This is a genomic window from Amycolatopsis thermalba (assembly GCF_023376025.1).
In the GTDB taxonomy this organism is placed as follows: domain Bacteria; phylum Actinomycetota; class Actinomycetes; order Mycobacteriales; family Pseudonocardiaceae; genus Amycolatopsis_E; species Amycolatopsis_E thermalba.
In genome coordinates, this window is sequence record NZ_CP091196.1 from 5,870,043 (window position 1) to 5,883,868 (window position 13,826).

The following is a 13,826-nucleotide window of genomic DNA, read 5'->3' on the forward strand; positions in this document are numbered from 1 at the left end:
GGCCGCGAGGCTGGACCAACGGCGGCCGCACGAGAGGACCGTTCGCGTAGGCGCGACTGGCGCCCGCACGACTGGGCCGGTGGTGGCCGCACGAGAAGACCACTCGCGCGGGCACCACTGGCACCCGCGCGACTGGACCAACCGCGACCGCACGAGAAAACCACCCGCGCAGGCACCACTGGCACCCGCACGACTGAGCCAGCGGCAGCCGCGCGACTGGACCCACCCCGACCGCACGAGAAAACCACCCGCGCAGGCACCACTGGCACCCGCACGACTGAGCCAGCGGCAGCCGCGCGACTGGACCCACCCCGACCGCACGAGAAAACCACCCGCGCAGGCACCACTGGCACCCGCACGACTGGGCACGTGATGGCCGCACGAGAGGACCGTTCGCGTGCGTGCGACTGGCGACCGCACGGCTGGACCAGTGGTGGCCGCACGGAAGGACCAACGGCGACGACCCGAGAAGCCCACTCGCGCAGGCGCCACTGGCAACCGCACGGCTGGACCAGCCGCGGCCGCACGAGAAGACCAACCGCGCCCCCACGACCGGCCCAACGGTGACCACATGAAGGGACCGTTCGTGCTGCGTGGAAGGGCCACTCGGCGAAGGAAGACCGCCCAGGGCCGCCTCAGCCAGACACTCAGCCCGCACCAGTCACAAAAGGGCGCCCCTCCGCCGAACGCCCAGCCCGCACCACGGACGAAGAGGGCTGCCCTCAGCCGAACACCAGCCTCACCAGGAACAAGACACGGCCGCCCTCAGCCAGGCACCCAGCCCACACCAGTCACAAAAGGGCACGACAGCCACGCAACCAGCCCGCACCAGCCGCAACAGGGCGCCCCTCACCCGAACACCCAGCCCGCACCCGGCACGCGAAAAAGGCCCGCCCGGCGTGCATCCGCCGGACGGGCCCCCCGCAGAACAAACATCACTCGTGGTTGGGCCCCGTGTGGTACTCGAACACCAGGCCGCCCACCGTGAGCAGAATCAGGATCCCCCCGACGACCAGCATCCAGATGTGGAAGAACGCCAGGCCGAGACCGACGAACGCGGCCGACGCGGCCAGCCCGACCGGCCAGTAGCTGCCCGGGCTGAAGAAGCCCATCTCGCCGGCGCCATCACTGATTTCGGCGTCGTCGCGGTCCTCGGGGCGCGGTTCGATCCGGCGGCCCACGAACCGCATGTAGCTGCCCGCCAGGAGGGACAGCCCGCCGGTCAGGATCAGGGCTACCAGGCCGACCGGCTCGACGCCGTAGCCACTGGCCAGGCCGGTCCACACGCCGTACACGATCGCGATGAAGAACGCGAAAGCGGTGACCAAGTCGAAAATCCGGGCTTCGACCTTCATGACGCTGTCCTCACTGTGCTCATGCTTCCAACACCCACGTGAACCAACCGGCTCAGCCGGACTGCGTCCGCAGCGTGCGGTCGGTGTTGAACGGCTTCGTCGTGGTCGCCTGCGGCGCGCACAGCTCGCCGCAGTTCAGCGCGGCCAGCGCCTCGGCGGTGGTGTTCGGCTGCCCGGTGGCCGGGTTGATCTGCGTGCGCAGCTGGATGTACCGGTCGAACTGGTCCGCGGGCAGCGCCCGGACCTCGAAGTTCATGCCCGAGTGGTAGGTGCCGCACAGCTCGGCGCAGCGGCCGACGAACGCACCGGTCCGGTCGATCGTGTTCTGGAACGACGGGTCCTGGTTGTTCTTCTCCGGGTCCGGGAACACGTCCCGCTTGAAGTGGAACTCCGGCACCCAGAAGGAGTGGATGACGTCGGCCGACCGCAGGTTGTACTGGATCCGCTTGCCGGCGGGCAGGACCAGGATCGGGATCTCGCTCGAGCTGCCGACGGTCTTGATGACCTGGCCGTTGGCGTCCTTCGGCGCGCTCGGGTAGTCGAACTCCCAGTTCCACTGGAACGCGATCACGTCGACCGTGACGTCCGGGTCCGGCTCCTCGGCCAGCACCTTGCTCTCGGTGGTCGCGGTGAAGAAGAACAGCACGCAGACCATCACGAGCGGCAGCACGACGCAGAACAGCTCGAGCGGCACGTTGTACTGGAACTGCCGCGGCAGGTCGCCCGGCCCGTGGGTCTTCTTCTTCCGGTGGAAGGCGACCGACCAGAAGATCAGGCCCCACACGATGACGCCGACGACGAGCGCGGCGATGACGGACCAGGTCCACAGGACACGCATGTCCTCGGACTCCTTGGTCACGCCGACGGGCCACCCGAACCGCAGCACCTCGTCACCGGAGCACCCGGTCGCCAGGAGCGCGACGAGCCCGGCCAGCGCGGCGACCTTACCCACTTTCGCCGAACGTGATGCCGGAGTGCGCTCATCCCTGCCCACTGCGCAGCGCCCTTTCAACCCAGGCCTCCTTGACGATTTCTGGCTTACCAGCGGGAGCCTAGCCGAGCTACCGCGATCCGCAGCCCAAGGGGTGACCGTTCGTGGCGGGGGCTGCGGGCATACTGGGCGCTCGACATCCGGCCACGACCTCGAGGTGTGAATATCCGTGTGCGGCCTGCTTGGACTGGTGTGTGCCACTGAGAACGACGCGGTCAACGCGCGTGACGCGGTCGGCGAAGCCATGCGCTGCCAGCGTCATCGCGGTCCCGACGAGCGCGACACCTGGACCGACGCCGAGGTCGTCTACGGCTTCAACCGGCTCGCGTTCATCGACGTCGAGCACGCCCACCAGCCCCTGACCTGGGGCCCGCCGGAGTCGCCGAACCGGTACACGCTGAACTTCAACGGCGAGATCTACAACTACCGTGAGCTGCGGGAACAGCTCACGGAAGAGCACGGTGCGAAGTTCGCCACAGAGGGCGACGGCGAGGCGATCGTCGCCGCCTACCACTACTGGGGCCGCTCGGCGGTGGCGAAGCTGCGGGGCATGTTCGCGTTCCTGATCTGGGACGCCGAGGAAAAGGTGATCTTCGGCGCACGCGACCCGTTCGGCATCAAGCCGCTGTTCTACACGCACGGGCCGGGCGGCACGGCGTTCTCCAGCGAGAAGAAGTCGCTGCTGGAGCTCTCCGGCGTGCTGGGGATCACCAAGCAGCTGGACCGGACCGCCCTGCAGCACTACCTGACCCTGCAGTACGTGCCGGAGCCGGAGACCCTGCACACGCGCATCCGCCGCATCGAGTCGGGCACGTCGTTCACCGTGTCCCCCGGCGGCGAGCCCAGGATCGAGCGCTACTTCTTCCCCGAGTTCACCGCCAAGCCGGTGCGCGGCGCCGCCGAGGCGAAGATCCTGCACGAGCGCATCCGCGACGTGATGCGCGACTCGGTCGGCAAGCACATGATCGCCGACCCGGACATCACCGTCGGCACGTTCCTGTCCGGCGGCATCGACTCGACCGCGATCGCGGCGCTGGCCAAGGAGCACAACCCGAACCTGATCGCGTTCACCACCGGGTTCGAGCGCGAGGGCTACTCCGAGGTCGACGTGGCGGCCGAGTCGGCGGCGGCGATCGGCGTGAAGCACGTCATCCGGACGGTGTCGGCGGACGAGATGATGGAGGCCCTGCCGCTCATCGTCTGGTACCTCGACGACCCGGTGGCCGACCCGGCGCTGGTGCCGCTGTGGTTCATCGCGCGGGAGGCGCGCAAGCACGTCAAGGCGGTGCTGTCCGGCGAGGGCTCGGACGAGCTGTTCGGCGGCTACACGATCTACAACGAGCCGCTGTCGCTGGCGCCGTTCGAGAAGGTGCCCGGCGGCCTGCGCAAGGTGATCGGCAAGGTGTCGGAGCGGATCCCGGAGGGCACCCGCGGCAAGGACCTGCTGCGCCGGGGCGCGCTGCCGCTGGAGGAGCGCTACTACGGCAACGCCCGCATCTTCCGCGACGACCAGCTGCGCGGCGTGCTGAAGACGTTCCAGGAGGGCGTCGGGCACCGGGACGTCACCGCGGAGCACTACCGCACGTCGGCGAACTGGGACCCGGTCGCCCGGATGCAGCACGTGGACCTGTTCACCTGGCTGCGCGGCGACATCCTGGTCAAGGCCGACAAGATGACCATGGCGAACTCGCTGGAGCTGCGGGTGCCGTTCCTGGACGCCGAGGTGTTCAAGGTCGCGGCCGGCATCCCGCTGGACCAGAAGATCACCAAGGAGACCACGAAGTACGCCCTGCGCCGCGCGCTGGAGGGCATCGTCCCGGCGCACGTGCTGAACCGCCGCAAGCTGGGCTTCCCGGTGCCGATCCGGCTGTGGCTGCGCGACGAGATGTACGACTGGGCGCGCGGCATCATCGCCGATTCCAGGACCGACGAGCTGCTGGACAAGCAGGCCGTGCAGCGCCTGCTCGACGAGCACCGGGCCGGCACGCTGGACCACAGCCGGCGCATCTGGGCGCTGCTGGTGTTCATGATCTGGCACGGCATCTTCATCGAGCACCGCATCAAGCCGGAGATCCCGGAGCCGGTCTACCCGGTGCGGATCTGACGCGCTGACCCCCGTGACGGGCCGTGGCCGGATGACCGGCCACGGCCCGTTTTTTCGCGAGCCGCGTGCGGGGGGTCAGGCGGGCAGCGCGGGAGCGATCTCCGCCGCCGCGTCCGGGCCGAACGCCGCGCCGATCCGGGACAGCGCCGACTCGCGGTCGAGGGTCCACTCCTGCGTGCCGACGGTCTCCAGCACCAGCACGGCGATCATCGAGCCGAGCTGGGCGGAACGCTCCAGGCTCAGGTCCGCGTTCAGGCCGGCCAGGAATCCGGCCCGGAAGCCGTCGCCGACGCCCGTCGGGTCGGCCTTGGTCAGCTCGGGCACCGCGCCGACCTCCAGCGCCACCCCGCCCTTGCCGACGATCTCCACGCCCTTCTCGCCGAGGGTGGTGATGCGGATGCCGACGTGGTCGAGCACGTCGGCCTCGGACCAGGCCGTCTTCTGGAGCAGCAGCTCCCACTCGTAGTCGTTGGTGAACAGGTACTTCGCCCCGGCGACGAACCGCCGCGCCTGCTCGCCGGTCATGCGCGCCAGCTGCTGGGAGGGGTCCACCGCGAAGTCGAACCCGCGCTGGCGGCACTCGTCGGCGTGCCGGAGCATGCCGTCCGGGTCGTCCGGGCCGATCAGCATCAGCCCGATCCCGCCCACGCGGTCGGCGATCGGGCCCAGCTCGATGTTGCGGGCCTCGGCCATGGCGCCGGCGTAGAAGGTGGCGATCTGGTTGAGGTCGTCGTCGGTGGTGCACACGAACCGGGCGGTGTGGGCCAGCTCCGAGATCAGCACGCCGGCCGTGTCCACCCCGTGGCGCTCCAGCCAGGACCGGTAGTCGGCGAAGTCCGCGCCCGCCGCGCCGACCAGCACCGGGCTCGCGCCGAGCACGCCCAGGCCGAAGGCGATGTTGGCGCCGATGCCGCCGCGCCGGACGACCAGGTCGTCGGCGAGGAAGCTCAGCGAGACGCGGTGCAGCTGGTCGGCGACCAGCTGCTCGGCGAACCGGCCGGGGAAGTGCATGAGATGGTCGGTTGCGATGCTGCCGGAAACGGCGATGCGGGCGTTGATGGCCACCGGTGCTCTGCTCCCTCTGGCTGGCTCGAACTGAAGTTACCGACGGGAAATACCCCGTCGGAGCTAAATCTGACCCGCTGACCGACACTACTAGCTGGTAGACCTGTCCGGCTCGCGCTGGTCGTCCTAGCGTCGCCTGCGTGAGCACCGTGACGGAACCGGAGACCATCGCCGAGCTGATCGACGACTGCGCCGACATCCCCGCCGAACTGCGCGCCGCGCACGCCTCGGCGCCCCGCCCGCCCGCGCCGCGGGACTGGGCCGTCGACGACGCCTGCCACGCACAGGTAGTCGGGCTGGAGGACTATTAGTTACGCGGACGCGAAAAGGGCGCCGGTCGAAGCTTCGACCGGCGCCCTTTCGTGTGATGGCTCAGTGGAACGAGTCACCGCAGGCGCAGGAGCCCGTGGCGTTCGGGTTCTCGATGGTGAAGCCCTGCTTCTCGATCGAGTCGACGAAGTCGATCACCGCGCCCTCGACGTACGGCGCGCTCATCCGGTCGACCGCCACGCGCAGGCCGTCGAACTCGCGGAACAGGTCGCCGTCGAGCGTGCGCTCGTCGAAGAACAGCTGGTAGCGCAGGCCCGCGCAACCACCGGGCTGGACCGCGATGCGCAGGTGCATGTCGTCGCGGCCTTCCTGGTCGAGCAGGGCCTTCGCCTTGCTCGCCGCGGCGTCGCTCAAGGTCACGCCGTGGGTGGCCTCGGCCTCGGCCTGCGTGCTGGTCTGCTCAGCGGCAGTCATAGCTCTCCCTCGGGGTCTTGCCGTGCACCGGGTGGGGGGTGCTCCTCCCTACTGGAAACACCAGTGCCACCCGATCTGTTCCCGGGCTGGTTTCCCGCCTTGGCGCTGATCCCATGGTTACACATCCCCGAGGGGGATGAACACGGACGCCGGTGTCTGGAATAAGCTGGTCGAGTGAGGTTTCTCCGTCGTAACAGCACGACCACCGCAGACAGCCCCGAAAGCGAGGCCGCCGAGGTGGCCGAAAGCGTCGAATCTCACACCCGGGGTTACACCCCGGCCAAGGGCAGGCCGACGCCGAAGCGCAAGGAGGCCGAGGGCAAGCGCCGCGGCCCGGTCGCGCCGCCGCCGCGGACCATGCGGGAGGCGATGAAGCGCAACCGCGAGCTGCGCAAGTCGAACCCGGTGAGCAAGGAAGAGCGGCGCCGCCTGGCCGGGGAGCGCCAGGAGCGGATGGCCGCCGGCGACGACCGCTACCTGCTGCCGCGCGACAAGGGCCCGGTCAAGGCGTACGTGCGCGACCTGGTCGACTCGCGCCGCCACTTCCTGGGCGCGTTCATGCCGCTGGCCATCGTCGTGTTCGTCGTGCTGCTGGTGCCCTACCCGGCGATCCAGCAGTACGTGACGCTGCTGTGCATGGCCGCCATCCTCGTGATGGCCGTCGAGGGCTACTTCAACGGCCGCCGCATCGCCCGGCTGGCCCGCGAGAAGTTCCCGAAGGAGAACATCAGCGGTCGGTCGCTGGGGTGGTACGCGTTCGTGCGGGCGAGCCAGATCCGCAAGCTCCGGATGCCGAAGCCGCGCGTCAAGGTGGGCGACAAGGTCTCCTGACCCCGGCTGGAGCCACTCCAGGTCGTTAGCAAGGCGAACCATTTCCGAGTAGGCTGCCGGCCATGGAGTTTCGCCGTCTCGGCCGCAGTGGCCTGTCCGTCAGTGAGATCGCCTACGGGAACTGGCTCACCCACGGGTCCCAGATCGCCGAGGAGCAGGCCCAGGCCTGCATCAAGGCCGCGCTCGACGCCGGGATCACCACCTTCGACACCGCCGACGTCTACGCGAACACCGTGGCGGAGTCGGTGCTCGGGCGGGGGCTGGCCGGTCAGCGCCGGGAGAGCCTGGAGATCTGCACCAAGGTGTTCTGGCCGACCGGCCCCGGCGGTCCGAACGACCGCGGCCTGGGCCGCAAGCACATCATCGAGTCCTGCCACGCGTCGCTGAAGCGCCTGCAGACCGATCACATCGACCTCTACCAGGCGCACCGGTTCGACCCGACCGTGCCGCTGGAGGAGACCATGTCGGCCTTCGCCGATCTGGTCCGCCAGGGCAAGGTGCTCTACATCGGGGTCTCGGAGTGGAACGCCGAGGAGATCACGCGCGGCGCGGCGCTGGCCCGCGAGCTGCGGATCCCGTTCGTGTCGAACCAGCCGCAGTACAACATGCTCTGGCGCGTCATCGAAGCCCAGGTCGTGCCCGCGAGCGAGCGGGAGGGGCTGAGCCAGATCGTCTGGTCGCCCATCGCGCAGGGGGTGCTGACCGGGAAGTACAAGCCGGGCCAGCCGCCGCCCGCCGGATCGCGCGCCACCGACGAGAACGGCTCGCGGTTCGTGCAGCGGTTCCTGCAGGACGAGGTGCTGGAGCGCGTCGCCCGGCTGGAGCCACTGGCCGCGCAGGCCGGGCTGACGCTCGCGCAGCTGGCGGTGGCGTGGGTGCTGCAGAACCCGAACGTCGCCTCCGCGATCGTCGGCGCCTCCCGGCCGGAGCAGGTGCACGAGAACGTCAAGGCGGCCGGCGTGAAGCTCGACGCCGACCTGCTCACCGAGATCGACTCGGTCCTGCTCGGCGTCGTCGAGGAGGATCCGCGCCTGACCGCCCGCGCGGGCTGACGATAAGTTGGCGCCGTGACTGACGTGTCGTTCGCCGACGTCCCCCAGCCCGACGAGCCCGCCCGCGCCGAGGCCCTGCGCCGGCACGCCGAGCTGCTCAAGCCGGTCGACTCGCTGGGTCAGCTGGAGGCGCTCGGCGCGTGGGTCGCGGCGTGCCAGGGCTCGGTGCCGCCGCGGCGGTTCCAGCGGCCCCGCGTGATCGTGTTCGCCGGGGACCACGGGATCGCCGCCAAGGGCGTCTCCGCCTACCGGCCGGAGGCCACCGCGCAGCTGGTGAGCACCCTGCTCAAGGGCTCCGGCCCGGTCGCGGTCGCCGCGGCCGTGGCCGGCGCCGGGCTGCGCGTCGCCGACATCTCGGTCGACGGGGAGACGCCGGTCGCCGAGTTCAAGGTCCGGGCCGGCTCCGGGTCGATCGACGTCGAGGACGCCCTCACCGAAGACGAGGTGCAGGCCGCGCTGCGGGCCGGGATGGCGATCGCGGACGCCGAGGTGGACGAGGGCACCGACCTGCTCGTCGCGGGCAGCGTCGGGGTCGGGGTGAGCACGCCGGCCGCGGTGCTGGTCGCCGCGCTGACCGGGGCCGAGCCGGTGGCCGTGGTGGGCCGCGGCTCGGGCATCGACGACAACGCCTGGATGCGCAAGGCCGCCGCGATCCGGGACGCGCTGCGCCGGGCCCGCGCCGTGCTGCCCGATCCGGTCGCGCTGCTCCGCACGGCGGGCGGCGCGGATCTGGCCGCGCTGACCGGTTTCCTGGCGCAGGCCGCGGTCCGCCGGACCCCGGTGCTGCTGGACGGCCTCGCGGTGGGCGCGGCCGCGCTGGTGGCCGAGGAACTGGCGCCCGGCGCGCGCTCGTGGTGGCAGGCCGCCCACCGCGACGCCGAGCCGGCGCACCGGATGGTGCTGGAGCACCTCGACCTGAAGCCGATCGCCGACCTGGGCATCCGGCTCGGCGACGGCACCGGCGCCGCGACGGCGCTCCCGCTGCTGGTCACGGCCGCCCGGATGCTCACGGACCTGCCCACGCACGCCGAAGCCGGAGTCGCGCCGCCGAACGCTTGATCCGGCGTCAGGTCCCGGCTTCCCCCTCCGCCAGCCCCAGACGGCGCCGCGCGTAGGCATCGATGGCCGCGGCCAGCCAGGCCGGGAGGTCCGGGTCGGCCTCCTCGGCCATCGACCGTTGCGGGTCGGTCACGTACAACCCGCCCAGAGCGGCGTACGCCCGGGGCGTGGGTTCCCAGTGCAGGCGCACGGACTCGTAGTGATCGGCGACCGCGTCGAGTGCGGCGGGCTCGTCCGGCGCGGCCCCGGTGCGCATCACCCGGGCGAGCCGCCGGAACAGGGCCGCACCCCGGGCGGCGGCGTGTTCGTAGTCCGCGGCGGTGAGACCGTCCTGCGCGGCTTCGGCGGCGTCGAAGGCCGCGTCGGTTCCCTCGCCGAAGGTCGCCCGCAGGGTGCGCCGCATGGCGGCCCGGTCCTCCCGCAAGCCGGCGAAGAACCGCTCGGGATCACGAATCCGGGCCTCGTCGAGGTCGGCGATGGTCTCCCGCACGGTGGCGATGACCTGGTCGAGGTGGCGCCGCTCGTCTTCCAGCTACGCCGGGTGCCCGCGCAGCGCGGCCGCCTCGACGGTCTGGCTCCGCAGCACCTCACCGATCTCCGCGAGCCCGAGGCCGAGGCGGCGCAGCATCATGATGCGCTGCAGCCGGAGCAGTTCCGCCCGGCCGTACCAGCGGTATCCGTTGCTGCTCACCGAACCCGGCGGGAGCAGTCCGATCGCGTCGTAGTGGCGGAGCATCCGCGCGGACACGCCGGAGGCCTTCGCGACCTGGCTGATCGAAAACCGCTCGTCCACAAGCTTGACCTTCACATCGTGTCAACTTTTACCGTGGTCGTCACACGCCGCCCACGGTGCGCGTGGCGATGGCGCAGGGCGCGGGACCGGAGGCGGCAGACGTGCGGTCGTCCAGCATCGGCCACGGCTCCCGGCGGACATCCCACGATGATGTACGCGCCCTTCCCCTACGTGACGGGCCCGCAGGACGCGGCGGCGTTCGTCGCCGACCGGGTGGCCGAGGGAGCCACCCACCTGAAGGTCCTGTACGACGACGGCACGGGCGGCGGTCCGATGCCCATGCCGTCCCTGGACGTGCCGACGATCGCCGCGCTCGTCGAGGCCGCGCACCGCGCCGGCCTGGTCGTGGCGGCACACGTGTCCACGGCCCGCGGTGCGGTGGACCTGCTGCCGACAGGCGTGGACGTCCTGGCCCACGTGCCCTTCGACCCTCTCACCGAGGGCCAGGTCGAGGCCATCGCCGAGGCGGGCGTCGCGGTGATCACGACCTTGGCGGTGGCCGACGGCTTCCCCGGCGAGGACGGTCCCGGGGTGCCGCTGCTCGCCCGGCCCGCGCTGGCCCGGCTCCTGGGTCCGGCCTGGTCGGGGGTCCTCGAACGGCAGGCGGACCGGTGGATGTCCCCGGAACTCCCGGACTTCACGGTGCCGGCCGGCAACGCCCGCCGGCTGCACGAGGCCGGCGTGCGTCTGCTGGTCGGCACGGACGCGCCCAACCCCGGGACCGTCCACGGCGCGAGCGTCCACCGCGAACTCGAACGCCTCGTGGCCGCGGGCATCGGCCCGGCCGCGGCCCTCACCGCGGCCACCGCGCGCACGGCCGACGTGTTCGGTCTCCGCGACCGGGGCCGGATCCGCCCGGGACTGCGCGCGGACCTGGTCCTCGTCGACGGGCGACCCGACCAGGACATCACCAGCACACAGCAGGTGGCGGCCGTGTGGAAGCAGGGCGTCCGCGCCGACCTCGGCACCTACGTCGGCTCGGCCGACGAGCGCGACGGACTGGCCGCTCTCCGCGCGCAGACCGAGAAGGTCATGGCCGCCGTCCGGGAGCGGCTGGCCGAGTTCCACGGCAACCCGAGGAGTTGAGACATGATCACTTCGGACCCGACGATCAAGTGCCCCTGCGCGGGCTGGTCCGTCAGTGGGTGCGCCCACCGGACGCGGAAGCGGTCCCGGCGCGCTTCCTGGATGCGGACAGGTTTCCAGCTCGACAGGCCCTCGTGGATCGACCCGCGAACCGTGCGCGTGCAGCGCCCACCACCCGTGGTGACGCGACAAGGGCCACCTCACCGGAACCGGCGGGGTGGCCCTTGTCGAAACAACGATCAGGACAGCTTGTGCATCCAGCCGTGCGGGTCGGGGCGCGTGCCGTCCTGGATGCCGGTCAGCTCGGCGCGCAGCTTCATCGTCACCTCGCCGGGCTGGCCGCCCGCGATGGTGAACTCGCCGCCGGCGTGCTTGACCCGGCCGACCGGCGTGATGACCGCCGCGGTGCCGCACGCGAACACCTCGGTCAGCTCACCGGACGCGGCCGACTTCTCCCACTCGTCGGTGGAGATGCGGCGCTCCTCGATGCCCAGGCCGTGGTCGGCGGCCAGCTTGATCAGCGAGTCGCGCGTGACGCCGGGCAGCAGCGAACCGGACAGTTCCGGCGTGACGATCCGGGCGTCCGCGCCCGAGCCGAACACGAAGAACAGGTTCATGCCGCCCATCTCCTCGACGTAGCGGCGCTCCACCGCGTCGAGCCACACCACCTGGTCGCAGCCCTGCTCGACGGCCTGCGCCTGGGCCACGAAGGACGCCGCGTAGTTGCCGGCGAACTTCGCCGCGCCGGTGCCGCCCGGGGCCGCCCGCACGTACTCGGTGGACAGCCACACGCTCACCGGCTTGACCCCGCCGGTGAAGTACGAGCCGGCCGGCGAGGCGATCACCAGGTACAGGTACTCGCTGGCGGGTGCGTTCACGCCGAGCCCCACCGAGGTGGAGATCATGAACGGGCGCACGTACAGCGTGTCGCCCGGGTTGGTGGGCACCCAGCGCTCGTCGACCGCCATCAGCTCGTGCAGGGAGCCGAGGAACAGCTCCTCGGGCAGCTCCGGCATCGCGATGCGCGCCGCCGACCTGCGGAAACGGGCCGCGTTGGCGTCCGGGCGGAACGCCGCGACCGATCCGTCCGGCTGCCGGTAGACCTTCAGGCCCTCGAAGATCGCCTGCGCGTAGTGCAGCACCGACGTGGCGGGGTCGAGCACGATCGGCTCGTAGGGGCCGACGTTCGCGTCGTACCAGCCGCGGTCGTTGCTGTACTTGATCGAGACCATGTGGTCGGTGAAGAACGTCCCGAAGCCCGGCTTCGCCAGTACCTCGGCTACACGCTCCGCCGAAGCGGGAGACGGGTGCGGGGTACGGGTGAAGGGCAACGTGGTCGTCATTCGACCAGGATAACGGTTAGTTGGACTTCCGAGAATCACCTACTCCCCTACCATGACCGCGTGACCGCCAACGTGCCGCAGCCCGCCACACCGAACTCGGTGTCCGCCGGACCCGCCTCCGACGTCAAGACGTTCCTCACCGCCATCCTGCTCACCTTCGCGGTGGGTGAGCTGACGCTCCTCGGCTACGCCCTGCTCGGGGTGTTCGGCGGGATCATCGGCCTGGTCGGCGGCATCTTCGGAATCGTGTGGTGGCGCAGCATCCACGACAAGAAGGTGTTCCCGCGCGACCTGCCTGCCAAGTCGGTGATCATCCTCGCGGTCGCCACCGCGCTGATCACCGTGGTGGCGTTCCTGCTCGTCGCGTGACGACGGTGCCCGCCGCGACGGCGGCGACCGTCCCCAGTAGATACACCGGCGGCAGCCAGGCCAGCAGCGTCACGGCCAGTACCGCCGCGATCACGGCGCGCACGGTGATCCCGGCGATCATCGACAGCACCGCGGTCACCAGCACCTCGGCCAGCGCGGCCGCGGCGGCCAGCAGCAGCGCCTGATCCGGGTCCAGCAGCACGGCCACCACCGCGGTGATCAGTCCACACGCGACGGACACCCGCGGCCAGGACAGTTCCGCCCGCGCCTCGCCCAGCGCGAGCAGCGCGGCGGGCACAGTGGACAGGACGACGACCCCGGCCAGCAACGGATCCAGCACCTGACCGTCCAGCGCCGCCAGCGCGTCGCGGACGGGCACCCCGGACAGCGCCAGCCGCACCGGGCCGAGCTGGTACAGCGCACCCGCGCCGATCGCCAGCACCGCCACCACCGAGCCCGCGAGCCAGGGCGGGTTGTGCCGGGGCAGCAACGGGAACAGCACCGCGCCCGCCGCGCACAGCCCGCCGATCGTGAACTGCGGCGCGGTCACCGGTTGCGCGGGCTCGATCGCGAAGCTCAGCGCCACGAACCCGGCCCCGGCGACCAGCAGGACACCCAGCAGCCACGCCCGCGCGTACCGGGCCAGCCGCAACCCGGCGGCGTCGGCGGCGGTGATCACGAGCGCGACGACCGCGCCCGCCCACGGCTGGTCCGGGAACAGGTAGGCGGCGAACACCGCGGCGAACAGCGGCACCAGCGCGAGCCGGGACACCAGGCGCGTCGCGGCCAGCAGCCGGGCCGGGTTCGGCTCCAGCGCGGGGGTCCGCGGCACGCAGAACGCCAGCAGCGCCGCCACCACCGCGCCACCGAGCAGCCACCAGCCGCCCGCCCGCGCGCCCACGGCCAGCGCGATCAGCAGCCCCGCCGCCAGCCGCACGCCCACCACCTGCCTCTCCCGCCGGGCTCCGTCCTCATTAGCATGGCTCACTACCCGGCCGGGTACCCGACCCGGCACGACCGTCGATGGATGCGCG

General features: G+C 71.3%; 15 protein-coding genes. 7 read left to right on the top strand and 8 right to left on the bottom strand.

Features of this window, described 5'->3' with window-relative positions; translation table 11 throughout:
- Positions 1-935: 935 nt before the first annotated feature.
- Both L1857_RS28460 and ctaC read right to left on the bottom strand, forming a co-directional pair.
- A complete protein-coding gene (locus tag L1857_RS28460) occupies positions 936-1,355 on the bottom strand; it encodes a cytochrome c oxidase subunit 4 (protein ID WP_094004335.1) in 420 nt (139 codons plus the stop codon).
- Positions 1,356-1,407: 52 nt separating this feature from the next.
- Entirely contained in the window at positions 1,408-2,349 is a 942-nt protein-coding gene (gene ctaC, locus L1857_RS28465) for an aa3-type cytochrome oxidase subunit II (protein ID WP_162830552.1), read from the bottom strand.
- Between the two features lie 166 nt (positions 2,350-2,515).
- Between ctaC and asnB the strand changes: the two genes are divergently transcribed.
- Positions 2,516-4,450 (top strand): asparagine synthase (glutamine-hydrolyzing), encoded by a 1,935-nt coding sequence (asnB, locus tag L1857_RS28470; protein ID WP_116110485.1) that lies wholly within the window; start codon positions 2,516-2,518, stop codon positions 4,448-4,450.
- A gap of 75 nt (positions 4,451-4,525) precedes the next feature.
- On the opposite strand, the gene L1857_RS28475 is transcribed toward asnB, so the two are convergent.
- Positions 4,526-5,515, bottom strand: a complete 990-nt coding sequence (locus L1857_RS28475) for a carbohydrate kinase family protein (RefSeq protein ID WP_094004332.1) — start codon at positions 5,513-5,515, stop codon at positions 4,526-4,528.
- 140 nt (positions 5,516-5,655) lie between these two features.
- On the opposite strand from L1857_RS28475, the gene L1857_RS28480 reads away from it, so the two are divergent.
- Positions 5,656-5,826, top strand: coding sequence for a hypothetical protein (locus L1857_RS28480; protein WP_167481492.1), 171 nt, complete (start codon positions 5,656-5,658; stop codon positions 5,824-5,826).
- A gap of 61 nt (positions 5,827-5,887) precedes the next feature.
- Here L1857_RS28480 and L1857_RS28485 read toward each other — a convergent pair whose 3' ends face one another.
- A complete protein-coding gene (locus L1857_RS28485; RefSeq protein WP_094004331.1) occupies positions 5,888-6,259 on the bottom strand; it encodes a HesB/IscA family protein in 372 nt (123 codons plus the stop codon).
- 174 nt (positions 6,260-6,433) lie between these two features.
- Between L1857_RS28485 and L1857_RS28490 the strand changes: the two genes are divergently transcribed.
- The 3 genes from L1857_RS28490 (at position 6,434) to cobT (ending at position 9,201) form a co-directional block, all read left to right on the top strand.
- On the top strand, positions 6,434-7,090 hold the full coding sequence (locus L1857_RS28490; protein ID WP_162831030.1) for a DUF3043 domain-containing protein: 657 nt from the start codon (positions 6,434-6,436) through the stop codon (positions 7,088-7,090).
- Positions 7,091-7,152: 62 nt separating this feature from the next.
- Positions 7,153-8,142, top strand: coding sequence for an aldo/keto reductase family protein (locus L1857_RS28495; protein ID WP_116110487.1), 990 nt, complete (start codon positions 7,153-7,155; stop codon positions 8,140-8,142).
- 15 nt (positions 8,143-8,157) lie between these two features.
- Positions 8,158-9,201 (top strand): nicotinate-nucleotide--dimethylbenzimidazole phosphoribosyltransferase, encoded by a 1,044-nt coding sequence (cobT, locus tag L1857_RS28500; protein WP_094004328.1) that lies wholly within the window; start codon positions 8,158-8,160, stop codon positions 9,199-9,201.
- A 7-nt stretch (positions 9,202-9,208) separates the two neighbouring features.
- On the opposite strand, the gene L1857_RS28505 is transcribed toward cobT, so the two are convergent.
- Entirely contained in the window at positions 9,209-9,691 is a 483-nt protein-coding gene (locus L1857_RS28505) for a TipAS antibiotic-recognition domain-containing protein (protein WP_240323161.1), read from the bottom strand.
- A gap of 42 nt (positions 9,692-9,733) precedes the next feature.
- Positions 9,734-10,009: a MerR family transcriptional regulator gene (locus L1857_RS28510; protein WP_240323162.1), complete on the bottom strand. Its 276-nt coding sequence runs from the start codon at positions 10,007-10,009 to the stop codon at positions 9,734-9,736.
- Positions 10,010-10,141: 132 nt separating this feature from the next.
- On the opposite strand from L1857_RS28510, the gene L1857_RS28515 reads away from it, so the two are divergent.
- The gene (locus tag L1857_RS28515) at positions 10,142-11,080 is read left to right on the top strand and encodes an amidohydrolase family protein (RefSeq protein ID WP_249466804.1); all 939 of its coding nucleotides are present in this window, start codon (positions 10,142-10,144) and stop codon (positions 11,078-11,080) included.
- A 239-nt stretch (positions 11,081-11,319) separates the two neighbouring features.
- Here L1857_RS28515 and L1857_RS28520 read toward each other — a convergent pair whose 3' ends face one another.
- On the bottom strand, positions 11,320-12,423 hold the full coding sequence (locus L1857_RS28520) for a branched-chain amino acid aminotransferase (RefSeq protein WP_116110489.1): 1,104 nt from the start codon (positions 12,421-12,423) through the stop codon (positions 11,320-11,322).
- A 60-nt stretch (positions 12,424-12,483) separates the two neighbouring features.
- Here L1857_RS28520 and L1857_RS28525 point away from each other — a divergent pair, with 60 nt between their 5' ends.
- The gene (locus tag L1857_RS28525) at positions 12,484-12,792 is read left to right on the top strand and encodes a hypothetical protein (protein ID WP_094004326.1); all 309 of its coding nucleotides are present in this window, start codon (positions 12,484-12,486) and stop codon (positions 12,790-12,792) included.
- Here the strand turns inward: L1857_RS28525 and L1857_RS28530 are convergent.
- Positions 12,761-13,729, bottom strand: coding sequence for a hypothetical protein (locus tag L1857_RS28530; protein ID WP_249466809.1), 969 nt, complete (start codon positions 13,727-13,729; stop codon positions 12,761-12,763). The two genes, L1857_RS28525 and L1857_RS28530, sit on opposite strands and share 32 nt — an antisense overlap.
- Positions 13,730-13,826: the final 97 nt, after the last annotated feature.